Annotated in this window: 16 protein-coding genes; 15 read left to right on the forward strand and 1 reads right to left on the reverse strand. The window is 72.4% G+C overall.

Translation table 11 applies throughout. The features are described 5' to 3' along the window. Positions 1 to 192 precede the first annotated feature (192 nt). The 15 genes from TN53_RS19065 (at position 193) to TN53_RS19135 (ending at position 23,424) form a co-directional block, all read left to right on the forward strand. Entirely contained in the window at positions 193 to 1,386 is a 1,194-nt protein-coding gene (locus tag TN53_RS19065; protein ID WP_046259764.1) for a Cmx/CmrA family chloramphenicol efflux MFS transporter, read from the forward strand. 162 nt (positions 1,387 to 1,548) lie between these two features. Then, on the forward strand, positions 1,549 to 2,127 hold the full coding sequence (locus TN53_RS19070; protein ID WP_046259744.1) for a dihydrofolate reductase family protein: 579 nt from the start codon (positions 1,549 to 1,551) through the stop codon (positions 2,125 to 2,127). Between the two features lie 122 nt (positions 2,128 to 2,249). After that, on the forward strand, positions 2,250 to 2,699 hold the full coding sequence (locus TN53_RS19075) for an NUDIX domain-containing protein (protein WP_199924611.1): 450 nt from the start codon (positions 2,250 to 2,252) through the stop codon (positions 2,697 to 2,699). A gap of 71 nt (positions 2,700 to 2,770) precedes the next feature. Next, positions 2,771 to 3,580, forward strand: coding sequence for a hypothetical protein (locus TN53_RS19080; protein WP_046259746.1), 810 nt, complete (start codon positions 2,771 to 2,773; stop codon positions 3,578 to 3,580). Between the two features lie 229 nt (positions 3,581 to 3,809). Then, on the forward strand, positions 3,810 to 5,744 hold the full coding sequence (locus tag TN53_RS19085) for a DUF1996 domain-containing protein (protein ID WP_046259747.1): 1,935 nt from the start codon (positions 3,810 to 3,812) through the stop codon (positions 5,742 to 5,744). A gap of 333 nt (positions 5,745 to 6,077) precedes the next feature. After that, entirely contained in the window at positions 6,078 to 6,944 is an 867-nt protein-coding gene (locus TN53_RS19090; protein ID WP_046259748.1) for a DUF4132 domain-containing protein, read from the forward strand. Beyond that, positions 6,941 to 11,845, forward strand: a complete 4,905-nt coding sequence (locus tag TN53_RS19095) for a DNA-binding protein (protein WP_199924609.1) — start codon at positions 6,941 to 6,943, stop codon at positions 11,843 to 11,845. Before TN53_RS19090 ends, TN53_RS19095 begins: the two co-directional genes overlap by 4 nt. 102 nt (positions 11,846 to 11,947) lie before the next feature. Continuing rightward, positions 11,948 to 13,108, forward strand: coding sequence for an ATP-binding protein (locus TN53_RS19100; RefSeq protein WP_046259750.1), 1,161 nt, complete (start codon positions 11,948 to 11,950; stop codon positions 13,106 to 13,108). Then, on the forward strand, positions 13,105 to 16,638 hold the full coding sequence (locus TN53_RS19105) for a vWA domain-containing protein (RefSeq protein WP_046259751.1): 3,534 nt from the start codon (positions 13,105 to 13,107) through the stop codon (positions 16,636 to 16,638). Before TN53_RS19100 ends, TN53_RS19105 begins: the two co-directional genes overlap by 4 nt. Next, the gene (locus TN53_RS19110) at positions 16,635 to 18,509 is read left to right on the forward strand and encodes an SWIM zinc finger family protein (RefSeq protein WP_046259752.1); all 1,875 of its coding nucleotides are present in this window, start codon (positions 16,635 to 16,637) and stop codon (positions 18,507 to 18,509) included. Before TN53_RS19105 ends, TN53_RS19110 begins: the two co-directional genes overlap by 4 nt. A 160-nt stretch (positions 18,510 to 18,669) precedes the next feature. Then, positions 18,670 to 19,179 (forward strand): SigE family RNA polymerase sigma factor, encoded by a 510-nt coding sequence (locus TN53_RS19115; RefSeq protein WP_046259753.1) that lies wholly within the window; start codon positions 18,670 to 18,672, stop codon positions 19,177 to 19,179. An 11-nt stretch (positions 19,180 to 19,190) separates the two neighbouring features. After that, entirely contained in the window at positions 19,191 to 19,517 is a 327-nt protein-coding gene (locus tag TN53_RS19120) for a hypothetical protein (protein WP_159038159.1), read from the forward strand. Between the two features lie 116 nt (positions 19,518 to 19,633). Continuing rightward, positions 19,634 to 21,328 (forward strand): dolichyl-phosphate-mannose--protein mannosyltransferase, encoded by a 1,695-nt coding sequence (locus tag TN53_RS19125; RefSeq protein ID WP_199924610.1) that lies wholly within the window; start codon positions 19,634 to 19,636, stop codon positions 21,326 to 21,328. A 61-nt stretch (positions 21,329 to 21,389) separates the two neighbouring features. After that, the gene (locus TN53_RS19130) at positions 21,390 to 22,091 is read left to right on the forward strand and encodes a 2-phosphosulfolactate phosphatase (protein ID WP_046259754.1); all 702 of its coding nucleotides are present in this window, start codon (positions 21,390 to 21,392) and stop codon (positions 22,089 to 22,091) included. A gap of 100 nt (positions 22,092 to 22,191) precedes the next feature. Beyond that, positions 22,192 to 23,424 (forward strand): PP2C family protein-serine/threonine phosphatase, encoded by a 1,233-nt coding sequence (locus tag TN53_RS19135; RefSeq protein ID WP_046259755.1) that lies wholly within the window; start codon positions 22,192 to 22,194, stop codon positions 23,422 to 23,424. A 23-nt stretch (positions 23,425 to 23,447) separates the two neighbouring features. Here the strand turns inward: TN53_RS19135 and TN53_RS19140 are convergent, their stop codons facing one another. Continuing rightward, a complete protein-coding gene (locus tag TN53_RS19140) occupies positions 23,448 to 24,830 on the reverse strand; it encodes an L-serine ammonia-lyase (protein ID WP_046259756.1) in 1,383 nt (460 codons plus the stop codon). Positions 24,831 to 24,987 lie beyond the last annotated feature (157 nt).

The following is a 24,987-nucleotide window of genomic DNA, read 5'->3' on the forward strand; positions in this document are numbered from 1 at the left end:
CATGTCGAGTCCTGAGTCAGACAAGGCGGGGGCTTTCGGTCACGCCGTCAGCCCCCTGAACCACTGAGCTCATAGCCCTGTCGTCACGCCGCGTACCGCGGTGGGACACGAGCGCTCCTGAGGGCCGGCCGCGGTGACGAGATGACCCTCTCGTGCTTGTCCTCACCTCGGAGCCACTCGATGCCATTCCCCCTGCCTCTTTCCCTGTATCTGCTTGCCGTGGCGGTCTTCGCCATGGGCACCTCGGAGTTCATGCTCGCCGGCCTCTTGCCGGACATCGCGTCAGATCTCGATGTCACCGTCGCTACGGCAGGCGTGCTCACCTCGGCCTTCGCCATCGGCATGGTCGTTGGCGCCCCTCTTGTCGCCGCGCTTGCCCGCAACTGGCCCAGGCGCTCCAGTCTTCTCGGGTTCATCCTCACTTTCGCGGCAGCTCACGCCGTGGGCGCCGTCACCACGAGCTTCCCGGTCCTGTTCGCCACCCGGGTCGTCGCCGCGCTCGCCAACGCAGGCTTTCTCGCCGTCGCGCTGTCGGCTGCCGCCACGCTCGTCTCACCCGACAGGAAGGGACGTGCGCTGGCCGTGCTGCTGTCCGGCACGACGGTGGCCACGATCGCCGGTGTCCCTGGTGGGTCGGTACTGGGCGCGTCGCTCGGCTGGCGAGCCACGTTCTGGGCTGTCGCCGCCCTCTGCCTGCCCGCGGCCCTCGGCATCCTGAAAGGGATCCCAAGGGGGCGGGGGAACGACGGGGCGACCGGCGGCCCGGCCTTGCGTACGGAGCTCGCCCTGCTCGCACAGCCGAGGTTGATTCTGGTGATGCTGCTCGGCGCGCTGGTGAACGCGGCGACCTTCGCCGGCTTCACCTTCCTGGCCCCCGTAGTGACCGACACCGCCGGGCTGAGCGAACTGTGGGTCTCCGTCGCCCTGGTCCTCTTCGGCCTCGGCTCCTTCGCCGGGGTCACGGTCGTCGGCCGTCTGTCCGACCAGCAGCCGGGCCCGATCATCTCGGTCTGCGGTCCGCTGCTGCTCGTCGGCTGGCCGGCCCTGGCGGTGCTGGCCGACGAGCCGGTCGCTCTGCTCACCCTCGTGTTCGTGCAGGGCGCGTTGTCGTTCGCGCTGGGCAGCACCCTGATCACACGGGTCCTCTACGAGGCCGCGGGAGCCCCCACCATGGCCGGCTCGTACGCGACGGCGGCACTCAACGTCGGCGCCGCCGTCGGACCCCTCATCGCCGCGTCCACCCTCAGCACCTCGGCCGGAGCCCTCGGGCCGCCGTGGTCGAGCGCACTCATGCTCGCTGCTGCGCTGCTGATCGCGTTCCCCTTGCGCAGGGTGATCGCGGCCGGCCGGAACACCGACCGGAACACCGAGGTGCTGCTCCAGTGACGCATGCGAGCGCCCCTTTGGCCTCGATCACTCGATCACTCGATCAGGCCAATGGTGGCGCCCGGGGCAGGGGAACCGTTCAAGAGCGATGAGTCTCGTCGTGGTGGCCAGTCTCCAACCCCGACACACGATCAATCGCACCCTGCACCTAAGGAGAGCATCGTGACCGCTACCTACACCTTCGACGTCTTTTCCAGCCTCGACGGATACGGCGCCGCCGGCGGCAACTGGACCGGCTACTGGGGCAAGCAGGGCCCCGAACTCCTCGACCACCGCCTCGGCCTGTACAGCGAGGAGCAGCGGATGGTGTTCGGGGCGAACACGTATAGGGCGTTCGCGCGGATGCTGGCCGCGAGCACCGAGGAGTCCGACGTGCGTGACCCATGGGTCACGCGAATGAGGAGCCTGCCGGCAACGGTGGTGTCGACGACTCTGGAGGGCCCCCTCGACTGGCCGGAGGCGAAAGTCGTGAGCGGTGACGCTGTCGACGTCGTCGCCCGGCTCAAGGAGGAGTCCGAGGTGCCGTTGCGCTCGCACGGCAGCCTGTCGATGAACCGGGCGCTGATGGCCGCCGGTCTCGTCGACCGGGTCCAGGTGACCCTCTTCCCCGTGATCACCGGTCAGACCGGGGCGGATCCGATCTTCCAGGGTGCGGCCGACTTCGACCTCGAACTGATCGAGCACCGGACGCTCGACAGCCACATCCAAGAGCTCGTCTACCGGCCCACCCTGCATGTCTGACCCGATACCCGTGGGCTGCGGTTGAGGCGGGCCGCAGCGCCACTCGGGCACGCCTACGAGCTGGACGGGCCGAAAGACTGGACGGGCCGACCGCGGTCGGACGCACCCGCGAGTGCACAGTCATCTGTCTGGACGCCGCCCATCGCCTGCTTCTTCTGCGCTGGCGTGATCCGTTCGACGGAAGACTTCTCTGGGAGCCGCCCGGTGGCGGCATCGAGCCGGGCGAGACCCCGCTGTCGGCGGCGCGTCGCGAACTGGCCGAGGAAACCGGTCTCGACCCGGCTGCCGTGCTTGATCGGTCGGTGCCGGTCGACCGTGATGTCCAGTGGAACGGCAAGCGGTACATCGGCACGGAACTCTTCTTCGTCGCGCAATATGCCGAGGAGAGGCCACCGCTCGTGCGGACCGGCCTGCTCCCCGATGAGGAGGCCAGTCTGGACACGCACGCCTGGATCGCATGGTCGGATGTGGACTCCCAGGTAGAACCGGTCGAGCCGCCGCAGTTGCCGGCCGTTCTCGGCGCGTTGATGCCAGAGGGGCCGTGGCGTGAGCCGGTCGAGGGCCTGCGATAGGACGCCCGTGTTGGCCGTCCCGGTCCGATATCCGTTGGGTGGGCCTGCGGGGTTCCTCGTATGTTGGCGCCATGACGGATGAGGGAGAGCCCAAGCTCTTTGTGAACCGCTGGGGCGACACTTCGGCGCCGGGCCGAGGCGGGCCGGGGCCCTCCACGGACAGCTGCTCGTGCTTCGACGACTCCAAGCCGCACCCGCGCGCCAGGGTCGGGTTTCACGGCGAGCGTCAGGACACCTCCGCTCCGGCCTGGCAGCACCTGCTGGAGCTCATCGACGAGGCCGCAGCAGACGGCCGCGAAGAGTTCCGGCCCCTGGTCGAGCTCAGCCCCGAGGAGCGACGGCAGGTCGTCACCCTGCCGTCGAGCATCGCCAAGCTCACCGAGGTGAAGCACCTCATGCTCTACGGCAGCAACCTGGTGCGGATGCCGCCCGAGATCGGGGCCATGACCAGCCTGGAGCAGTTCACCCCGTACACCTCTTACCGGCTGCACTGGTTCCCGTACGAGATCATCCGGTGCCGCAAGCTCATCTCCAGCACGGTCAGCACCCGCGCGCTGTTCGGCAACTACAAGCTGCGGCCGCCTTTCCCACGTCTGCGGCCTTCCCAGGATTCCGTCATGGAGCTCGATACGGCTGACCTCGACCCCAAGCGGTGGGGAGCTACGGCCGTGCGCCACTGCAGTGTCTGCGCCCGGCCCATCGCGCAGAGCGGCCTGCATCAGGTGTGGATCTCGATCCGTGTGGCCGCGGACGTGCTGCCTCTCCTGGTCAATGCCTGCTCGTCCGCGTGTGTGGCCGCCCTGCCCGATGGCGCCGAGGACTACGTTCGCGCGCCCCACAAGGGTGGCCGCGTCGATCAACCGCCCTCTGCCTGGGACTGACTCGCGAAGGCGCCCACGACACCCCCGTCGCCTATGAGGGTGCTGTGAATTTCCGATGCGGTTGAACAGACGCGGCTCCCCATCCGTATGGGGCCGGGGGGCTTTCCATGCCGGGACGGACGACAGGCGCAGGAGTACTTCCGTGGGACGCAGTAATCGCAGACGCCCAACAGGTGCACGACGTGCGACCTTTGCAGCCGTAGCTCTCATGTTGGGGGGTGGTGGCCTGGTGGCGGCGAATGTGTACGCCTCCGCGACCGAAGGCAGCCCCGACACCAGCCGGACAGCCGACGGCGGTTGGCAGGCGGGCACGATCGACTGTCCCGACGTGGGCGACACCTTGACGAACGTGCCGGATGACGCGAGGGAAGAGGTCGACAAAGAGCTCGCTCTGCTGGACCAGCAGATAGCCGAGGCGTACCAGAAGTTGCAGGACCCGGCGGTGCGGGGTGACGAGGCCGCCGCAAGCGGGATCATGGATCCGCTGGCGGAGAACCGGGCCGCGACGATCGAGCGCATCGCCGCCGCTCTCGAACGCGCCGGGGAGCGCCCCGAGGGCGTCGACGAGCTGGCGGCATGCACACTCCGCCAGTCCGACGACCAGGCCGACGGGCAGGACGGAGCCCAGGACGACCAGAACGGCCAGAACGGCCAGGGCGATCAGGGTCAAGAAGGCGGCCAAGAGCAGGACGGTCAGGATCAGGGCGGCCGGCAGCAGAGCAACGGCGGGCAGTCCGGCAACGGCCCCGTCGCCGGAGACTTCGCCGACATCACCACCGCACCGCCCCCCGCCCAGGCCCCGAACCCCGGAGCCGACGCCTCCCGCGGCACCTTCGCCACCAGCTGCGGCGTGAACGCGAACGGCCTGTTCAACTCGGACAACGTGATCGTGGCCCCCGGCGTGTCCAACGGCGCCCACCACTTCCACGACTACGTCGGCAACCAGGCCAACAACGCCTTCGCCGACGACAACGAACTGGCCAACGGCGGCACCAGCTGCGTCGACCAGGGCGACAAGTCCTCCTACTACTGGCCCGTCCTGCGTCTGCAGAACGGCACGCAGGAGCAGGACGCGGGCGCGCCCGGCGGCGGCATCGAGGGCAACGCGGGTGAGATCGTCACGCCCAAGGACGTCACCCTCACCTTCGTCGGCAGCCCGAGCAGCAAGGTCACGGCCATGCCGCGGCTGCTGCGCATCATCACCGGCGATGCCAAGGCGTTCGTCAACGGCACCACCAACGCCAACGCGTCCTGGAGCTGCACCGGTTTCGAGGACCGCCAGTTGAAGGACAAGTACCCGGTGTGCCCCCAGGGCAGTGACGTGGTCCGCACCTTCAAGTTCCAGAGCTGCTGGGACGGTCGCAACATCGACAGCGCCAACCACCGCACCCATGTGGCGTTCGCCCAGGCCGACGGCGCCTGCCCGGCCGGCTTCCAGGCCATCCCGCAACTGGTCCAGCGCATCGTCTACGACGTCGACGCGCCGACCCTGCAGGATGGCGGCCGTACCGTTCCGCTCTTCGCCGTGGACGCGTTCCCGGAGCAGCTGCACAAGCCCGTCACCGACCACGGTGACTTCATCAACGTCTTCGACGAGGGCCTGATGCGCGACATGGTCGGCTGCATCAACGACGGCCGCCAGTGCGGAGCGGGCGCGGACGAAGAGCCCGACGACGACAACGGCAACGGCAACGGCAACGGCAACGGCAACGGTTCAGACGACGGCTCTGACAACGGTTCTGACAACGGGTCGAGCCAGGAACCGGGGTCCGGTTCCGACAACGGTTCCGAGAACCCCGGCGGCTCCGACGACGAGCCGCAGGAAGAGCCGACACCGACGGCCGACGTACCGAGCGATGACGCGAGCACCGCACCCGCGGACGACGAGCCCAAGACGTACACCTCGCCCTCGGCCACCGAGAAGCCCGTCACGCAGTCCCCCGAGGCCACGTCGTACCCCCGCAACGACAGCACGCCGAGCGCGTCCGAGAGCGGCTCCACCGGCATCGTGGCGCAGCCTCCGGCCGATGCCCAGCCCGCTCCGCAGGGCGGCAACGGCAGCCTCGCCGAGACCGGCACGCAATTGTGGCCGGCCGCGGCCGGAGCGGTCCTGCTCGTCTCCGGTTTCGTTCTCCTGCGCCGCACGAGGCGCCGTTACATGTGACGCCGCGGCTCGGTCGGTTCGTGGCGGCATGACACGCCGTCACGGACCGACCCCCGCCCGCACAGCACTTCACACGCACCTTCACGCACGTGCGAACTGGCTGAAACAGCGCGCTCCCGTCCGCGGCCTTGCAGCTCAGCGCCCACCGCGCAGACCTCTGGTGTACGCGATCTCCGCCCTTTCCGCGGGCGCCCGCCGAGCCCTGGCACCGGCCCGGGGGACCGATTGTCAGTGATCGCCGCTAACGTTCCTCACATCGTCGCACTGGCGCCGGGAAGTCCCCGGCTGAACTGTGCTTTCTTCTTGCTGTGTTGGTGCGGAAGGCGGGGACTCGTGGGTTGGCTCTCGGCGGGTGACGGGTATGAAGTCGCCCTGGTGGAAGGACGGGTGGCAGCGCGTGCCACCTCGGGCCGGTCGGCGGGGCGGCAGTTGAAATCACTGCCGCGTGCGCTGCGCGACCACCCGGAGGTGGACCGGCTGCGGCGCTTCGCCGAATGGCTGGATCGGCACGCCACGGCATGTGTCGCACAGGTCGACTCGTGGATGGTGTCGTCGCTGCCCGTGCCCACCGGCCTGCTGGCCCGGGTGTGGCCGGACGAGGCCTGGCAGTCCGCGCTGCGTGACATGGCCGTGGTGGGTGACGACCCGGAGGAGGTCGGATTCCTGCGGGGGGCCACCGAGGGCGGCGAGCTGCGGGTGGTGAACCTGGACGGCGAGACGGTACGGCTGTCCCCGCGCACGGTCACCCTGCCGCACCCGGTGCTGCTCCCGGACCTCGACGACATCCGGGAGTTCGCGGCGGAGCTGGGCATCATCCAGCGCGTTGAGCAGATCCACCGGGCGACCTGGCAGCCGCCCGACGATCTCGACCCCAAGGCCACCGAGATACGGGAGTTCACGGGCGGCTCGTTCCGTTCGCGCTTCGCCCTCGCCGCTCGGGCGAGTTCGCTGGGCTACCGCGTCTCCGGGGGCTGCTCCACGGCTCGGGTCCGCGACGGCGGGCGCACCGTGGAGGCCTCCGTGTGGATCGGTGAGCCGTACTGGGAGGACACGGTGGAGACCGGCAGCCTCACCTGGCAGGACCAGGACGGGCGTGCCCTGCCGCTGCGGGAGGTGGGCCCGGTGGCCTGGTCGGAGGGGATGCGGATGGCCGCGGCTCTCTACGCCGGTCGTGTGATCGAGGAAGGCAAGAACGCATGAGTGGGGGGACGCAGGTGTCGTACGAGGAACTGCTGACGGCGGGCGCGGTGTTGCCGCCGGGCACCGAGGGGGGCGGTGAGCGCGCGGTGCCGCTGACGGCGCGGGCCTATCGCCATCCGGGCCTCGACGACCGTGTGGTGGTGCGGCTGGTCGCCGGTGAGCTCGGGGCGGCCGAGGACCTTGCCGCCGGGTTCCTCGGCATGGAGCCGGACGGCGAGCCGGCCGTCGTGGGGCTGGGGTTGCGCCAGTCGTTGGGCTTTCCCGAGTGGGTCCTGGTGCACCACCCCGAGGACGGCCACCACGCGCTGGGGGTCGTACCGGACCTGGAGCGGGCGGGCCGACAGGCGAAGTCCCGTCCGAAGGCCGCCCTGGACGCCTATCTGGAACTCGGTCAGCGGCTGGCCGCCTCGGTCCCGCATTTCCTGCCGACGTTCTACGAGCAGGCGGGACGGGTGTTCCTGGCCGAGGAGAACGCCACCTACGCCGCCCAGTTGTTCACCCGCGCCCGCAAGGCCGAGGCGGAGCACGGACTGACGGTGGAGGAGGAGCGTCTGGACGCGGTGTTCCTGGAGTTCGCGCTGGCCGGCGCCCTCCCGGTCAAGGTGCTGTCCGCGTACGGCAAGGAGCTGGCCGCCCGGGTACCGGCCGAGGAGGCGCTGCGCCGCTTCACCCGGCTGTGCCTGCGCCGCACCGCGGGCGGTCTGCCGCCGTCCGCGCTGATGGCGGGCGACCTGCGCAAGCTCGCCCGCGCCGCGGGCCAGGACGCCGACCGCGCAGAGCAGGAGTATCTGGCCGAGCTGCTCGGCCTGCCGGCCACGCTGCGTGCCGCTGCCGGCTGGTGGAAGGGCCACCAGGCTGCCCTGGTGGCGCTGGCCGAACGGGACCGGCGGGTGCGCGGCACGCTGCTGGACATGCTCCCCACCAGTGCCGACAGCGCGATGCCCGTGATGTGGCTGCAGGTGCTGGAGGCGTCCGGCGCGACGACGGGGTTGTGGGACGACTCCCTGCCCGCGGAGGAGCGCCCGGGCAGCGGCACGGCGGACTGGCTGGAGCGCTTCCTGACGTTCCGGGAGCGGGCCCGGTCCTGGCGCGCCGCCACCCGGATGCCGGAGCTGTACCCGCTGGTGGAGCGGGCGGCGGGCCGACTGCGGGCCGAACTCGCCGCGTCCGGCGGCGCGTTGAAGGTGCTGCACGACATCGACCTGATCGATCTGCTGCTGTCCCTGGACGTGCCGGTGGCCACCCCGGGCAAGGAAGAGGACCTGCCGCTGACGGCGTGGGCCGTGGGCGAGGGACAGCGGGACCTGGTGCTGTTCGGTGCCGACTCCCGTTTCCGGGACGCCTTCCTGCGGGGCGCGGAGCGCTTCCACAACAACGACCAGGGTCTGCGGGCCATCCGTCTGCTGGCGGTGTCGCCCGGCGCCCGGCCCTGGCTGGCGGAGTGGGTCAGCACGGTCGTACGACGGTTCACCGCGGTCGGACTGCCCGGCCTGCCCAACGCGCTGACCCGGCTCGGATGGCTCCCCGCCGAGGCACTGGCGCTGGCCGAGGACGACATCCGCGCCGCGGTCGGCACCGACCTCGCACCGGTGCTGGCGCGCACCCTGCGCGCCGGGCTCTTCGACGAACTGGGCTGGCCGGCCTGGGAGGAGGCGACCGCCACCCTCGTCCCCAAGGACCGGGTCGAGGACATCATCGTCGCCGACGCCTGGCCCCACCTCGTCGTCGCCGGCAACGCCCAGGCGCGGGTCATCGGCGCCGACGGCACCCTGCTCACCCACGACCTGCGACTGCCCGCGAACGACGTGTCGGGCGACCCGGGGTTCCATCATGTGGACGGCGAGCTGCTCGTCTACTGGAACTCCCGCAAGGACGGCCTGCGCGGCTACTGGCACCCCCGTGCCGACCGCGTCGAGTCCCTCAAGGGACCGCACGCCACCCGGGGCACCGAAATGGACTGGTACCGGGCCGACTTCCCGATCACCCTGCCCCTGCCGGACGGCGGCCGGACCACCGGACGCGGCGTCCTGCACGCCGGGGACACCACCCTGCCCGAGGAGCGGCCGCTGCTCTTCGACGGCTCCTCCTACTGGGTGTGGCACGCGGACTCCGAGGACCGCGAGGCGCACGGCTGGTACGAGTACGACCCGGCCACGAACGAGCGCGGCCGCATGAGCCGTCCCGCCTTCCTGGCCGACGCCCTGCGCGACGCCCCCGAGGGCAGCAGCTTCGCGGGCGGCCGGCTGCGCCCCTCCCCCACCGCCGACGCCACCGCGACCTGCGCCTCCGCGGGCGGCCTGGTCGGCCTGCGCGTGGTGGAACTGCCCGACGGCTCACGGCGCGCCGAGAACCTCGCCGGACACACCGTCACCCTGCCCGCGGAAGCCGGCAAACCGAGCGCGCTCGTCGTCTTCCCGGGCGCCGAGCGGGCCAGTGCCGTCGTACGCAACAACTGGCAGCTCGAACTGGTCGACGCGGACGGCACCGTCACCGCCTGGGCCAAGACCGACCGCGCCCCTGGCGACTTCGGCGAGGGCACCCTGCTGCTGCCGCCCGTGCAGTACTGGGAGTGCCTGACACCGCGTGACCCGGAAGGGTCCAAGGCGCTGCGGAACATCGACCGGGACACGGCCGCGGCGCTGCTGGCCGCCGCGGCGAGCGCCGACAAGAAGTCGCTGCCCGACGCGATCGGCACCCTGCTTCCGGTCACCCACGAAGCTCTCGTGACGGGCATCGCCGGCGTCGCCCGCTACGCCGCGGCCCAACAGGCCGTCCTGGACGCCGCGGCCGCCCGGCTCACCCGCGCCCTCGAAGGCGGCCTGGCGGACGAGGGACCTGCCGGACCGGCGGACAGCATCCTCTCGGCGGCGACGAGCGGACTCGGCACCTCCAGGGGTTACTGGTGGAACGGTGACGACGAGGCCGACACCGTCTTCCGCTCCCTGCGTGTCCTTGCCCGGGCCGCCGGGCTCGCCGAGACGGCCCTGCCCGACCGGCCGGACGCCCGGCTCCACCTCGACGGTCACCCGCTGCCCGTCGGACAGCCGGACCTGGAGTCGCTGCTCGATCGTGCGACCGCGCTGGCCTACCGGGCGGCATCCGGCACCACCACCGAGGAGCACCGCGAGGTGCTGCGCACGCTGCTCGCCGAGTTCGACCGTCTCGGGCTGGGCCCGGCCGCGTCCGCACACTGGCGCAAGGTGAGCCTGCACGTGCCGGCGGCCCCCTTGCGCACTCCCGCGGGCCAATGGCGCGACGGATCGTGGAACGGGCTGCTCCCCCTGGCCGACGGCGCGTTCATCGCCGTCACCGGACGCCGCCTGCTGGAGGACGACGGCGGTACGTTCACCGGCTACTTCCACGACCCGGCCGGGCGGTTCGAGGCGCCGCAGCCCTACAAGGTGCTGACGTCGGAGCCGCTCGGCGCGGACGCCGACACGGAGCGGTTCGGCAGGTTCCTCGCCGAGCTGGACCGGCGCGGACCGGCCCCCTGGTTCCCGGAGGCCGCCGAGGAGTTCGCCCGTCTCACCGGTGTGACCGAGACGATGGCCCGGCTGATCGTGGCCGGTCTGCCGGGGATCGATGTCTACGAGCGGAGCTTCCTGAGCACCGAGGCGCGCACCCTCATCGGGGTGAAGGTCGCCCCGGCGGCGGTCGCCAAGGACGAGCTGAGCTCCGTCGACGGCACGGTGCGTGCCGCGGTCGTGGGCGCGCTCACGCCCGGTGAACCCGCCCGGCTGTGGACCGAGGGCCCGGACGTGGCCGCGGCCGCCGCGGTGTGGAACGCCGGGGTCGGCAAGCGGGTGGCCGTGCCCGAGGAACTGCTCAGCGATGCGGGCCGCACCTTCAGACGCTCACCCTGGGCCGTCCGGCAGGCGCTGCCCGAACTGCTGGACCCGGCCGGCTCTCCCCGGCTCAGCCGGGATCTGGAGTGGGCGGTCAAGGGCGACCGGGTCCGGCCCGTCGGTGACGATGCGGACGGGTTCACGGCGGAGACGCTGGTCGGCGCGGTCGGTATCACGGCCTGGCTGGCTCACCGGCTGCCCGCCGGCGACCCGGTGCGGGCCGCGCTGCCGTCGGCCCTCACCGCCGTGCGTGAACGCCTCGCCCACCCCGGGCTGATGCTCGACCTGGGGCGCTACATCAGCCTCCCCGACTTCCGTAAGACCGCCGGCGCCCCCACCGAGACCGGTCCTGGTTTCGAACGGTACGGCGCCGTCGTCCTGGCCACCCATGACGACCAGCCCGCTCCGGGCGTGCGGGTCGCTCTCCTCGACGAGGCGGGTCAGGACCCGTACCTGCCCGCGGTGCGCGTCGACGATCAGCGGCCCTACGCCGCCGAAGTGGCCCTGCGTCTGGTCCGCGACCAGCCGTTCGCCGCCCTCCTCGCGGACCCCGGGGAGCCGCTCGCGGGCGACCGGGGCAAGGAGGGCACCTGGTGGCCGCAGGACCCGAGCCGTTCGGTGCCCGAGCTGGTGACCGAGGCGGCCAAGGAGTACGGCCTCGGCGAGGACGCCGCCACGCTCTATCTGATGCTGCTCGCCATGCCCGACCCGACCGACCGTATGACGGCCCGGTGGACGGGCTGGAAGCCGGCCCGGCTCAAGGCGGCACGCGCCGAACTGGCCGCCACCGACTTGGTGGTCGAGGCCAGCCGGACGCGGGCCGGACGGTCGCTCTTCCTGCCGGGCGGCTGGGTCTCGCAGTCGTCGCCGCGCGTTCCGCTGGAGCGCTGGAAGCTGCCGCTGTTCGCCGACGTGACCGACGAGCACGCGCCGTTCGGCGTGATCGTGCCGTTCGAGCCGGCCTCGGAGCTCTACCGCAGGGCGTGGCAGCGCGTGCAGGACGGCGACGCTCCCCGCTTCGAGGAGCTGAAGGTGCGGCGGGCCCGCCGCCGCTGACGCGACGCGGCCCGGGGCGCCGCCGAGTGGCGGCGCCCCGATCCCCCCACGTCTGTCTCCCCCACGCCCCGACACAGACCGATCCACCGAGCAAGGACATCCATGCCCCTGACCGACACGGTGTCGGCCCTCCCGGCCCGGCAGACCCTGCCCGCCGAAGAGCGCTTCGCCACCGAACTCGCCTTTCTCGCCGCCCAAGACGAGGGTCCTCGTCCGCCCGGCTGGCTGCTGACACCCCGCGCCGTGATCACCTTCGTCTGCGGCAGCGGCGGCGAGGCGCTCAAGCTGCCCGGGGCGCCCGCGGCGCCGGCGGACGAACTGGTCATCGCTCCCAAGTTCGTCGGCGAACGCGCCCTGGTGGAGCGGTGCGTGGTCACCCTCGCCGGAGAACGCGGACTGCTGCTCGTCGGCGAACCGGGCACCGCCAAGTCGATGCTGTCCGAGCTGCTGTCGGCGGCCGTCTGCGGCACCAGCGCGCTCACCGTGCAGGGCACCGCGGGCACCACCGAGGACGCCCTGCGCTACGGCTGGAACTACGCCCTCCTCCTCGCCCAGGGCCCCACCCCGCAGGCCCTGGTGGACTCACCGGTCCTCGCCGCGATGCGCGCCGGGAACGTGGCCCGCATCGAGGAGATCACCCGCTGCCTGCCCGAGGTGCAGGACGCCCTGGTGTCGCTCCTGTCCGACCGGCGGATGAGCGTGCCCGAACTGTCCGGCACCGACGACGCACAGGTCGCCGCCGCACCCGGGTTCACCGTCATCGCCACCGCCAACCTCCGTGACCGCGGGGTGTCGGAGATGTCCGCCGCTCTCAAGCGCCGCTTCAACTTCGAGACCGTGCACCCGATCGCCGACGTCGAGGCCGAGACCGCCCTCGTCAAGCGGCAGGCCACGGCGGCCGTCGAGCGGGCGGGCGCGGCCTTCGGCGTCGACGACGCGGTCCTCGACGTCCTGCTCACCGTCTTTCGCGACCTGCGGGCCGGACGCTCGGCCGAGGGCTGGGACGTGGAGCGCCCGGGGACGGTGATGTCCACCGCCGAGGCGGTGCAGGTCGCCGTCTCCCTGGGAGTCGCCGCCGCCTACCTCCCCGGCGGCGACTCGCTGGACCTGGTCCCCGGCCATCTGCTGGGCGTGGTCCGCAAGGACGACCCGGCCGACCACGCGCGTCTCCTCGGCTACTGGGACGGCCCGGTGCGCCGCCGCGCCGAGGACGGTTCGGCGACCTGGCGCCGCCTGTGGGACCTGCGGGAGAACCTTCGGTGACCCTCGCTCAGGAACCGAGGGCGGCCCTCGCCGCCCTCGCCGACTCCGTGGTGCCGTACCTGCTGGGCGTACGGCACCACAGCCCGGCGCTCGCCGCCGCCGTCCCCGCCCTGCTGGACGCCTCCGGCGCCGAGGTCGTCTGCGTGGAGCTGCCCACCGACTTCCAGCCCTGGCTGCCCCATCTCGGCGCGCCGGGCACTCTCGCCCCGGTCGCCCTGGCCGGGGCCGGCGAGGGCGACCGACTCGGCTTCTACCCCTTCGCCGACTTCTCGCCCGAACTCGCCGCCGTCCGCTGGGCACGCGAGCGTGGCGCCGAGGTCGTCTGCTGCGACCTGCCGATGTCCGACCCGCGCTGGAGTGCCGAAGCCGGGGACACTCACGCACCGGCGGCCGAAACGCCCACAGCGTTCGCGGCCGCGCTCACCGCGGCCGGCACAGGTCGCGACGGCGACGACATGTGGGACCGCAGTGTCGAGGTCCTCGCCCCGGGCTGCGCCCCCGACGCCGTGCGGCGGGCCGCTTTGGGTGTCGGATGGGCGCTGCGCCGCGACGCCGAGTCGGCGGGCGGGGTTCCCGCGGTGGATCTGGCACGCGAGGCGCACATGCGTGCGGCGATCGCGCGCGCCGCGGCCGGCGGACGCCGCGTCGCGGCCGTCGTCGGGGCCTTCCACGCACCGGCGTTGACCGAAGGGGCCGCGACGCCCACTGCGGCGCCGGTGTCCATGGGAGAGCGGCCGGCCGTCGTCACCTCCCTCGTGCCGTACGCCTTCGATCTGCTGGACTCCCGTTCCGGCTATCCGGCCGGCATCCGCGATCCGCGCTGGCAGCAGGCCGTGTTCACGGCAGGAGGCGATCCTGAGCGGCTGCACGAGGCCGCGGCACGGGCGATCACCGACGTCTGCCGTGAGCTGCGCGCTGCCGGACATGTCGCCGGCACCGGCGAGGCCCGCGAGACCCTGCGCGTGGCGTGCGACCTGGCGCGGCTGCGCGGTCTGTCGGCTCCCGGCCGCAGCGAGGTGCTGGAGGCGCTGACGACCGTGATGGGCCAGGGTGAGCCGCTCGGCCGCGGTCGGGCCCTGGCGCGGGCGTTGGAGGTCGTCCTGGTCGGCACCGACCGTGGCCGTATCGCCCCGGGCACGCCCCGCTCCGGGCTCGGCCCGTCCGTCGAGGCGGAGCTCGCCGCGCTGCGGCTGCCAGGACCCGAGGACCCCGCCGGGCGTGAAGTGCGGCTCGACCCGCTGCGCTCGGCGCTCGACGGCCGCCGCGAGATCCTGCTGCAGCGTCTCGCCGTGTGCGGAGCGGGTTACGGGGAGCCGGTCCAGGTGGCGGGTACGGGGGATGCGGCGGCGCTCACCACGCGGTGGCGCCTGTCGTGGACGCCGGCCGTGCCCGTCCGGCTCGATCTGGCCGGCATCCGGGGCGTCACGGCAGCCGTGGCCGCCGAGGGCACCCTGCGGGAGACGTTCCGCAGGGAGTCGGCGGACGGCGGGCCCACCAGCGCCCTCGTCCTGGCGGCGCTCCGGGGCGCCGCCCGGTGCGATCTGCCGGAGCTGGTCGCCGAGCGGCTGGCCGACGCCGCCGAGGTGCTTCCCGCCTGCGCCACCCTCCCCGAACTCCTCAGCGCCCTCGACCTGTCGGAGGCGCTGCGGCGAGGCCATCTGCCCGGCACCACACCCGAGAGCCGGCGGACGGCCGCCGAACTCGCCGCCGAGCTGCTGGAGTCGGCGGTACGGTCCCTGCCGGGACTGGCGGGCAGCGACGACCCGCAGGACGCGGACGCGCTCGTGGCGCTGGCCTCCCGAGCGGGGGAACACCGCCTCGGGCTGCGGATGGACGGCGCGTTGGACGACCTCGCGCGCAGCGGATCCCCGCTCGTCCAGGGCGCCGCGCTCGCCGCCCGGGTCATGCTCGACCTCGACGACGCCGACACCCTCGGTACCCGTGCCGCGGGCTGGATCGACACCGCCACCGGACCCGACGAGCGGCATGCGTTGAGCCGCCGCCTGAGCGGCCTGCTCAGCGGGGCCGCTCCCCTGCTCCAGTCTGCGCCGACCGCGCTGGACCCGCTGCTCGACCGCATCGACGTACTCACCGACCAGGGGTTCCTCGACCGGCTGCCCGCCCTGCGCGGCGGCTTCGACGCGCTCAGCCCGGCCGGCCGCGGCCGGCTGCTGGACGCGGTGACCGAGCGCCTCGGCGACCGGCTCGACCTGTCCCTCGGCGCCTCGCCACAGCTGCTCGCGCTGTGGACGGCCGCCGACGCGGCGGGCCGGGCGGCGGTCGACGCGCTCCGGCCACCCCTGGGGACGGCACTCGCCCCGGCCGACAGCACCCCGCCGCCGAAGGCCGCGGACACCACCAAGGCTCCCGGCGCGCCCGCGTCCCGGACTGAGGCACGACAAGGTTCCGCCCTTCATCTCACGCCGACCGACCGCTGGCGACTGCTCCTCGGCCGGGAGAGCGACAAGCTGCCGCAGGGCGCCCGCCGTTACGCGCACGCGCTCGACGAGTTGTACGGCACCGGCCGTGGCGAGGGCTCCGCGGACCTCGGCCGCGAGGGCGGTCCCGGCGGTCAGGGCGCCTCCTTCCCGACCGCCCGTGAGTGGGCCGAGGAACTCGACGCGCTGTTCGGCACCGACGTCCGTGAGGAGGTGCTGGCCCGGGCCGCCGACCAGGGCCGCAGCGATGTCCTGGCCGAGCTCGACCCGAAGGCGGTCCGCCCGTCGGTCGACCTGCTGACGTCCGTGCTGTCCCTGGCCGGCGGGATGCCGGAGCAGCAGCTGTCGCGGCTGCGCCCGCTGGTGCGCCGTCTGGTCGACGAACTGGCCAAGGAGTTGGCCACCCGGCTGCGTCCCGCGCTGAGCGGGCTGGCCACGCCTCGCCCGACCCGCCGGAAGGGAGGCCGGATCGACCTGCCGCGCACCCTGCGGGCCAACCTCGCCCACACCCGCAGGACGGACGACGGGCGCACCCTGGTCGTCCCGGAGCGGCCGGTGTTCAGCACCCGCTCGCGCAGGGAGGCGGACTGGCGGCTGATCCTGGTCGTCGACGTGTCCGGATCGATGGAGGCGTCGGTCATCTGGTCGGCGCTGACCGCGGCCGTGCTGGGCGGAGTCCCCACGCTGAGCACCCACTTCCTCGCCTTCTCCACGGAGGTCATCGACCTGACGGAGCGCGTCGACGACCCGCTGTCGCTGCTGCTGGAGGTTCGGGTCGGCGGCGGCACGCACATCGCGGCGGGGCTGGCCCAGGCCCGTTCCCTGGTGACCGTCCCCAGCCGGACCCTCGTGGTGGTGGTCAGCGACTTCGAGGAGGGGTATCCGCTCGGCGGCCTCCTCGGCGAGGTACGCAACCTCGCGAGTTCCGGCGTCCATCTGATGGGCTGCGCCGCCCTGGACGACACCGGCAGCCCGCGTTACTCGGTCCCCGTGGCCCAGCAGCTCGTCGCGGCCGGGATGCCGGTCGCCGCCCTCAGTCCCCTCACCCTCGCCCGCTGGGTGGGCGACCGCCTCCGCGGAGAGACCCGATGAACACCGAACTGCCCCCCGTGGCACCCGAGGTGGTCGCCGCCGCCGTCGAGCAACTGACGTCCCGGCTGCGCAAGAAGCTGGATGCCGCGATCGAGACCTACGCGACGCTGCCCGTCACCGCCGACGGCACCGTACGACGCGTGCGATGCGGTGAGGACGCCGAGGTCACCCTCACGCCCGGGCCGTCCGGTGCGGTCACGGAGGACGGTCAGGCGCAGTGCAGCTGTCTGCTCGCGCCCCGATGCCTGCATCGCGCGGCCGTACTCGGTGCCGCTCCGGTGGCCGACGCGGACACGGTGGCCGAGACGCCGGAACCCTCGTCCGACGGGGCCGACGTCAAGGCGGTCCCAGCTGACGAAGGTACCGGGACATCGGACGCTCGTGAGGCGGATGCGGCGCCGGTGGGACCGACCGATGCCCAGGTGTCAGCTGCGACAGGCCTTTGGGATGCCGCCGCCGCTGTGCTGGCCGCCGGGGTGCCCGGCGCGGGCGCCGTACCGCAGGCCGAGTTGCTGCGGGCCGCGCACACGGCCCGGCTCGCCGGGCTGCACCGTCCCGAGGCGGCCGCCCTGCGGGTGGTGCGCGCACTGCGCGCGGCCCGCGCCCGCCACGACGGCCACCGGCTGGCCGACCTGGTGGCCGCCCTGCGTGAACTGCTCCTCACCAGCGGCCTGCTGGCCGCGTCCGACCCCGACCCGGCGCTGGTCGGCACCGCCCGGCGCGGCTACCGGCCCGGGGGCAGCCTGCGTGTCCACGGGGTGTGCCGGGAGCCGGTGATCTCCGCCACCGGCTACGGCGGGGTCGTCACGCATGTCCTGTCGGAGGAGGGGCGCTGGTTCTCCGTGGCCGACGTCAAGCCCGGTGGCCCGGCCCGGGCGCGGGGCGCCGCCACGGCCACCGTGGCGCTCGGCTCCGGCAGCCTCGATCACGGACAGCTCTCCCGGGGCGGGTTGCTGATCTCCGGTGCGACGCTCTCACCGGATGGCCGCCTCGGCGCCGGGAAGGGGGTACGGGCCACCCCGGTGACAGGCCTGTCCTGGACGTCGGGCCCGCTCGCCCGGCTGTTCTCCCGCCCGTTGGCCGAGGCCGCGGCGACACGGTTCACCGGCGCCGGGACGACCGAGCCGGAACAGGCCGGGCAGACGGCCGACGAACTCATCGGCTGTGACGTGGTCATCGTGGGAGCGGCCGAAGACCATCTGTTCGCCAGGGAGTTGCCCGCACAAGAGGCGGACGGCGAGGCTCTGCTGGTCCGGCTGGTGCCGTCCAACAGCCACCCCGACCTGGCCCATACGGTCAACTTCCGCAAGCTGGCCTCGCGGCCGGGCTTGCGGTTGCGCGTCGTAGGGCGTCTCGACCCGGCCCGCGCCGCGACGCTGCGGCCACTGGCGGTCGGGCCCGTGCCGGACGGCACGGCGACCCTGCGCCTGCCGGCCGAGTGGGCGGGGCACGCCGATCTGGGCTACGACCGCCTCGAAGGCGCGCATTTCCCGCCGGCCGATGAACTGCCGTCGGTGGAGCCCCTGTCCGCGTTCCCACCGGATCCGGTGGCCGAAGCGCCCCTGTGGCGGCTGCGACGGCTGGTCGAGGTCGCCGTGTCCGGGGGCCGGCGGACCGCCGCCGAGCCCGCACGCGACGGCGACCGGGCTTCGGGAACCGCGGCCCTTCGGCGTAGCGGCTTCCGGGCCGCCGCGGATCTGGCGGACGCGCTCGCGGCGAAGGCCGACCGCCGTGGCCGCGATGTGTTCGGCCGAACCCAGCAGGCGGATCCGGGCGGATACGCACGGGTGTGGCTCGCCGCAGCCGTCTACCTGTCCGGCACCGAACGGGCCCTGGTCGAGGCGACTTGGCAGCCACCGGCCGCCGTATGACCACCAGCCGGTTCACTGCGGCCTGAGCACAAGGCCTCCGCGAACCGTGTACGTGACCCACGCCACACTGCGGGGGTGCATAGCGGGGCGGGGGCCAGTGTCTTGTTAAGGGTGAGAGCGGCAGAAGCCGGCGTGTTCGGCAGGGGGTTGGGGGGCGACGTTGACGGGGCAGCCGCGGGCCGTTGAGTTCGACCGGTTCGTGGCTGCCCGGTGGTCGGCCCTGCTTCACCTGGCGCGGCTGCTCACCGGCGGAGACCGGCACCGGGCCGAGGACCTGCTGCAGGAGGCGCTGGTCAAACTGTGGTTCGCCTGGCCGAAGGTGGCCGGCCAGGCGCCCGAGGCCTATGTGCGCAAGGTCCTGGCCCGTGCCGCGGCCCGCTCGGCACGGCGTCGATGGTGGGGCGAGCACCCCGTAGACCAGCTGCCCGACCCGCCCGAGGCGGGAGACGAGACCGCCGCCGTGGACGAACGGACCCGGCTGGAGGCCATGTTGGCGTTGTTGCCGGCACGGCAGCGGGCCGCGGTGGTGCTGCGCTACTACCAGGACCTGCCCGAGCGGGACGTCGCGGAGGTGCTGGGGTGTCCGGTGGGTACCGCCCGTTCGCTGACGGCGCGCGGGGTCGCACGGCTGCGGCGGCTTCTGGCCGAGGCAGTCGAGCCGGCCGAGTGAAGGAGGAACAGTTGGATCGCTTCGAGCAGGAGCTGACACGCATGATGCGTGCCGGCCACACGGACAGGCCCTACGAGGACCGGCACCGATACCGACTGCACGCCGGCGTCCGTGCCCGGCAGCGGGCCCGGGCCGCCTGGATGGCCACCGCATCCGTGCTGACCATCGCGGGACTCGGCATCGGACTGCTGCTCCTGGCGAGCTCTGTCACCCAGGGCGGACCCCACACGAGGCAACCCCGCCCCGTCACCTCCGCCGAGTCGGTCCCGGTGCCGTCGACGGTCCTCCCCGCCTCCACCGCCCAGGTCGGGGCAGGTTCGAGCGGCCCCGCTCGCTGAAGGCCGAGCCGGCGAGGCCCTCGCCGCTCGCCAGGCGGCTGACGCCCGCTCGTCCCGCTCTCCACGAACAGAAGGCTCACCAGGTGTTCCACGAGAACGCGCCCACGTCTGTCGACATGCCTCGAATCGATCGGGCCGATCACCGGCCGGCCTCCTGGGAGCAGCGGCTGCGCGCCTTCGGATACGCGGGGCGCCCGCACACATCCGTGCGCGACCGCCTGGTCGTGCCCTTTCCCGAACCCGGGTCACGGCTGTGGCGCAGGGTCGGACTGTCCCCGGTGTCGGCCTTCCGGCTGGCCCGCTGGTCGGGATGGGGCGGGCCCCTGCTGGTGGCGCTCCTTTCCGGGCTGCCGCGTTTTTGGCGTCTGGGCAGCCCGCGGGCGGTCGTGTTCGACGAGACGTACTACGCCAAGGACGCCTGGTCCCTGCTCCGGCTGGGCTACGAGGGCACCTGGCCGGACCGTGAGATCGCCGACCCGCAGCTCCTGGCCCATCCCCAGCTGATACCGCTCTCCGACACCGGGTCCTTCGTCGCACACCCGCCGACGGGCAAGTGGGTGATCGCCCTCGGCGAGTGGATGTTCGGTCTCACCCCGTTCGGCTGGCGCTTCATGACGGCGGTCCTCGGCACGCTGTCGGTGCTGATGCTGTGCCGCATCGGGCGCCGCCTGTTCCGTTCGACACTGCTGGGCTGCCTGGCCGGGGCCTTGATGGCGGTGGACGGTCTGCACTACGTCATGAGCCGCACCGCTCTGCTCGACCTCGTCGTCATGTTCTTCGTCCTGGCGGCGTTCGGCTGCCTGCTCATCGACCGGGACCACGCACGGGCCCGGCTCGCGGCGGCGCTGCCCGCCCCCGAGGACGGCCGGGTGCGCCCGGACGGACATACCGGTGACCATGCCGGAACGGGGGTGCGTCCCTGGCGGATCGCGGCCGGCCTCTTCCTGGGACTGGCGGCCTCCACCAAGTGGAACGGCCTGTACTTCCTCGCCTTCTTCGTGCTCCTCACCCTGCTGTGGGACGTCGGCGCCCGCCGTGTGGCCGGGGCGCGCCGCCCGTATCGCGCGGTGCTGCGCAAGGACCTCGGCTGGTCGGTGCTGTCCCTCGTTCCGGTCGCCGTCGTGACGTATCTGGTGACATGGACCGGCTGGTTCCTGTCCGACAACGGCTACGGACGCCACTGGGCGGACGGCCGCGGCGGCACATGGTCGTGGATTCCGGCTCCGCTGCGCAGCCTGTGGCACTACGAGTACGGGGTGTACCAGTTCAATGTGGGGCTGCACACGCCTCACAAGTTCGAGTCGAACCCATGGAGCTGGCTGGTCCTCGGCCGCCCGGTGCTGTTCCGGTACGAGTCGCCGAAACCCGGGAGGGAAGGCTGCCACACAGCCATCGACTGCACGCAGACGATCCTCGCCCTGGGGACGCCCCTGCTGTGGTGGTCGGCGTGCTGCGCCCTGGTGTACCTGCTCTACCGGTGGTCGCTGCGCCGCGACTGGCGCTCCGGCGCCGTCCTGTGCGCGGTGGGTGCCGGTCATCTGCCCTGGTTCCTGTACCAGGACCGCACGATCTTCTCCTTCTACGCGGTCGCCTTCGTGCCGTACCTGTGCCTGGCCGTCACGATGATGCTGGGAGCCCTGCTGGGTCCGCCGGGAGCGACCGGCGAGCGCCGCGCACTGGGGGCGGTGGCCGCGGGTGTGCTCGTCCTGCTCATCGTCTGGAACTTCATCTACTTCTTCCCCGCCTACTCCGGCCAGACGATTCCGTATGCGGACTGGCGCGCCAGGATGTGGCTCGACACCTGGATATGAGCCGTGTGATGTGGATCACTCGGCGGGTGCTGCGCGTCGGACGTGCTCGATCATGATCCGAATGGACGCCCACTTTCTTGGCATCACCGAGCTGGTCGAGACTCCGTCCGTGGCGGTCGTGGTCGACGTCATGCGTGCCTTCACCGTGGCCGCCTGGGCCTTTGGCCAAGGGGCGGAGAGGATCGTTCTGGCTGAGTCGCTGGACGAGGCCCTGGCCCTCAAGGCCCGCCACCCGGGCTGGGTGGCGCTCAAGGACGGTCCGCCCGCGCCCGGCTTCGACACCGTCAACTCACCGGGCATGCTGCGCTCCATGGACCTCGGCGGACGGACCGTCGTGCAGAAGACCACGGCGGGGACGGTCGGCGCCCTCGCGGTCAAGGACGCGTCGCTGGTGCTGTGCGCCGCCTTCGTGGTGGCGGAGGCAACGGCTCGACTCCTGCGGACACGGAAGAGTGACAGCGTCACCTTCGTCGTCACCGGCGAGGGTGGACAGGCCGACGAGGATCTGGCGTGCGCCCAGTACATCGCCCGGCGGGCCACCGAGGCGAAAACGGATGCCGCCGAGTTCCTCCGCCGCGCCGCCGAGTCCCGCGCGGCAGCCGAACTGACGCAGGGCGTGCGTCAAGGCGTCCACCCCGATGACGTCGCACTCTGTCTCGAGCTCGACCGCTTCCCCTTCGCCATGGCGGCGGCCCTGGAAGACTCCCTGATGGTCCTTCGTCCCGCTCCCGTGCCTTCGCCGGGCGACGACACCTCGATCTGAGCGCCGATGCGGTCCGGCTAGGCCATTCCCCGAGCCCCGTGGCCTGTTCACTCCTATCGTGGAACGGCACAGTGACGCTCGGCGCCGAGGCAGGCAGCAAATGGCGGTGGAACCGCAGATCGACTATGCGGCGGTATTCAGGGCTCTGCCCGGCATGGTGGCACTGCTCACCCCCGAGCTGGTGTACGTGGACGCCAACGAGGACTTCCTCCGGCTGGCCGGACGCACCCGCGAGCAGCTGCTGGGCCACTACATCTTCGACGTGTTCCCCGAGAACCCGAACGACGCGGCCGCGGCCGGTATGCGCGAGACCCGGGAGTCGATGCTGCGTGCCGCCGCCACCGGCGAACGCGACACCATGGCCCTGCTCCGCTACGACATCGAGGATCCCGCGCACCCCGGCCGCTGGGAGGAGCACTACTGGAGCCCGGTCAACGCCCCCGTCCACGGCCCCGACGGGCAGGTCGCGCTGATCGTGCACCGGGTGGAGGAGGTCACCGAGCTCATCCGCGCCTTCGGCGGCCCGGGCGGTGACCGGCGCTCCCGGGTACTGGAGGCCGAGCTGTACACCCGCGCACGGGAACTTCAGCAGGTCAACGAACGCCTGCGCCAGGCACACGACCGCGAGCGTGAGGTCGCCCTGGCCCTGCAGGCGGCCATGCTGCCCGACCCCAGGCCCCTGGAACACCGCAAAGCGGCTGTCCGCTACCGGCCCGCCATCGGCGCGCTGAACGTGTGCGGCGACTGGTACGACGTGGTCGAGCTGCCCGGCGAGAGCCTCGCGGTGGCGGTGGGTGACGTCGTCGGTCACGGCCTGGCGGCCGCCTGCGCCATGGGACAACTACGCAGCGCCCTGAGCGCGGCCACACGCGTCGCCGACGGCCCTGCACAGGCACTGGAGGCCCTCGACATGTACGCCCGCTCCGTCGACGGCGCCGAGTCGAGCACAGCGGCGACGACCTTCATCGACTGGGACGAGCACACCATTACGTACAGCTGTGCCGGCCACCCGCCACCCGCCCTGCTCCACCCCGACGGCACCGTGTCCTTCCTCGACCGCGCCACCGACCCGCCACTCGCCGCCCGCCCCCGCTCCGCTCCGCGCCCGCAGGCCCAGGCGACCTTCGCCGAGGGCGCCACCCTGGTCCTCTACACCGACGGCCTGGTCGAACGCCGCACCGACGACATCGACGCCGGGCTCGCCCGCCTCGCCGACTCCCTCACCCACCATCAGCACGCCGCCCCCGAGGCCCTGGCCGACGCCCTCCTCGCCGATCTGCTCCCCCACAGCGGCAACACGGACGACACCGCGCTCATCGTCCTGCGGCTGTGACGCGGCCCAACCCGGGACGTGTCTCAGCACTCGATGACGTTGACGGCGAGGCCGCCGCGGGCTGTCTCCTTGTACTTGATCTTCATGTCGGCGCCGGTCTCCTTCATGGTCTTGATGACCTTGTCGAGGGAGACGTGGTGGCGGCCGTCGCCCCGCAGGGCCATCCGCGCGGCGGTCACGGCCTTGACCGCGGCCATGCCGTTGCGTTCGATGCAGGGGATCTGGACGAGGCCGCCGACCGGGTCGCAGGTGAGACCCAGATTGTGTTCCATGCCGATCTCGGCGGCGTTCTCGACCTGTTCCGGGGAGCCGCCGAGGACCTCGGCGAGACCGCCCGCGGCCATCGAGCAGGCGGAGCCGACCTCGCCCTGGCAGCCGACCTCGGCGCCGGAGATGGAGGCGTTCTCCTTGAAGAGCATGCCGATCGCCCCGGCGGCGAGCATGAAGCGGACGATGCCGTCCTCGTCGGCGCCCGGCACGAAATTGAGGTAGTAGTGCAGAACGGCGGGGATGATGCCCGCCGCGCCGTTCGTCGGCGCGGTGACGACCCGGCCGCCCGCCGCGTTCTCCTCGTTCACCGCCATCGCGTAGAGCGTGATCCACTCCATCGCGCGCGCCAACGGGTCGCCCTCGCTGCGCAGTTGACGAGCCGCCGCCGCAGCGCGGCGACGCACCTTCAGACCTCCGGGGAGGATGCCTTCGCTGGCCAGCCCGCGCGACACGCACCCTTCCATCACCCGCCAGATCGCCAGCAGGCCCGCGCGGATCTCCTCCTCGGTGCGCCAGGCCTTCTCGTTCTCGAGCATCAGCGCGGAGATCGACAGCCCCGTCTCCCTGGTCAGCCGCAGCAGTTCGTCACCCGTGCGGAACGGGTGGGCCTGCGCGGTGTCATCGACCTTGATCCGGTCCGCCCCGACGGCGTCCTCGTCGACCACGAAGCCACCGCCCACCGAGTAGTACGTCTTCTCCAGCAGCGGGGCCCCGTCGGCGTCGTACGCGAAGAGGGTCATGCCGTTGGCGTGGTACGGCAGCGAGCGCCGACGGTGCAGGACCAGCTGGGTCGAGGCATCGAAGTCGATCTCGTGGGCCGGGCCGATCTCGGCACCGAGCAGACGGATGCGCCCGCTGCCACGGATCCGCTCGACGTCCAGGTCGGCCTGGGCGACATCGACCGTGTGCGGCTCGTTGCCCTCCAGGCCCAGCAGCACCGCCTTGGGGGTGCCGTGGCCATGGCCGGTGGCACCGAGGGAGCCGAACAACTCCGCCCGTACCGCGACGGTCTGGGCGAGCAGGCCGTCCGTCTTCAGCCGAGCGGCGAACTTCGCGGCGGCGCGCATCGGCCCGACGGTGTGCGAGCTGGACGGGCCGATGCCTATGGAGAACAGGTCGAAGACGCTGATTGCCACGCTGTACTCCATGGATTGAAGGGCGAAGGGTGTGCCTCTGCGGGAGGTTGTCGATCAGAGGCCGGGGTACAGCGGGTGCTTGTCGGCCAGCGTCTTGACCCGGGTCTTGAGGGCTTCGACGTCGTAGGACGGCTTCAGCGCGGCGGCGATCACGTCG

Origin of the sequence: Streptomyces sp. WM6386 (assembly GCF_000972385.1) — a bacterium.
GTDB lineage: Bacteria > Actinomycetota > Actinomycetes > Streptomycetales > Streptomycetaceae > Streptomyces.

Bases quoted from the DNA above. Each gene is read 5' to 3' on its own strand.
- TN53_RS19125 (WP_199924610.1), top strand. From the start codon at position 19,634: ATGCCTCGAATCGATCGGGCCGATCACCGGCCGGCCTCCTGGGAGCAG.
- TN53_RS19095 (WP_199924609.1), top strand. From the start codon at position 6,941: ATGAGTGGGGGGACGCAGGTGTCGTACGAGGAACTGCTGACGGCGGGC.
- TN53_RS19130 (WP_046259754.1), top strand. From the start codon at position 21,390: ATGGACGCCCACTTTCTTGGCATCACCGAGCTGGTCGAGACTCCGTCC.
- TN53_RS19110 (WP_046259752.1), top strand. From the start codon at position 16,635: ATGAACACCGAACTGCCCCCCGTGGCACCCGAGGTGGTCGCCGCCGCC.
- TN53_RS19135 (WP_046259755.1), top strand. From the start codon at position 22,192: ATGGCGGTGGAACCGCAGATCGACTATGCGGCGGTATTCAGGGCTCTG.
- TN53_RS19080 (WP_046259746.1), top strand. From the start codon at position 2,771: ATGACGGATGAGGGAGAGCCCAAGCTCTTTGTGAACCGCTGGGGCGAC.
- TN53_RS19100 (WP_046259750.1), top strand. From the start codon at position 11,948: ATGCCCCTGACCGACACGGTGTCGGCCCTCCCGGCCCGGCAGACCCTG.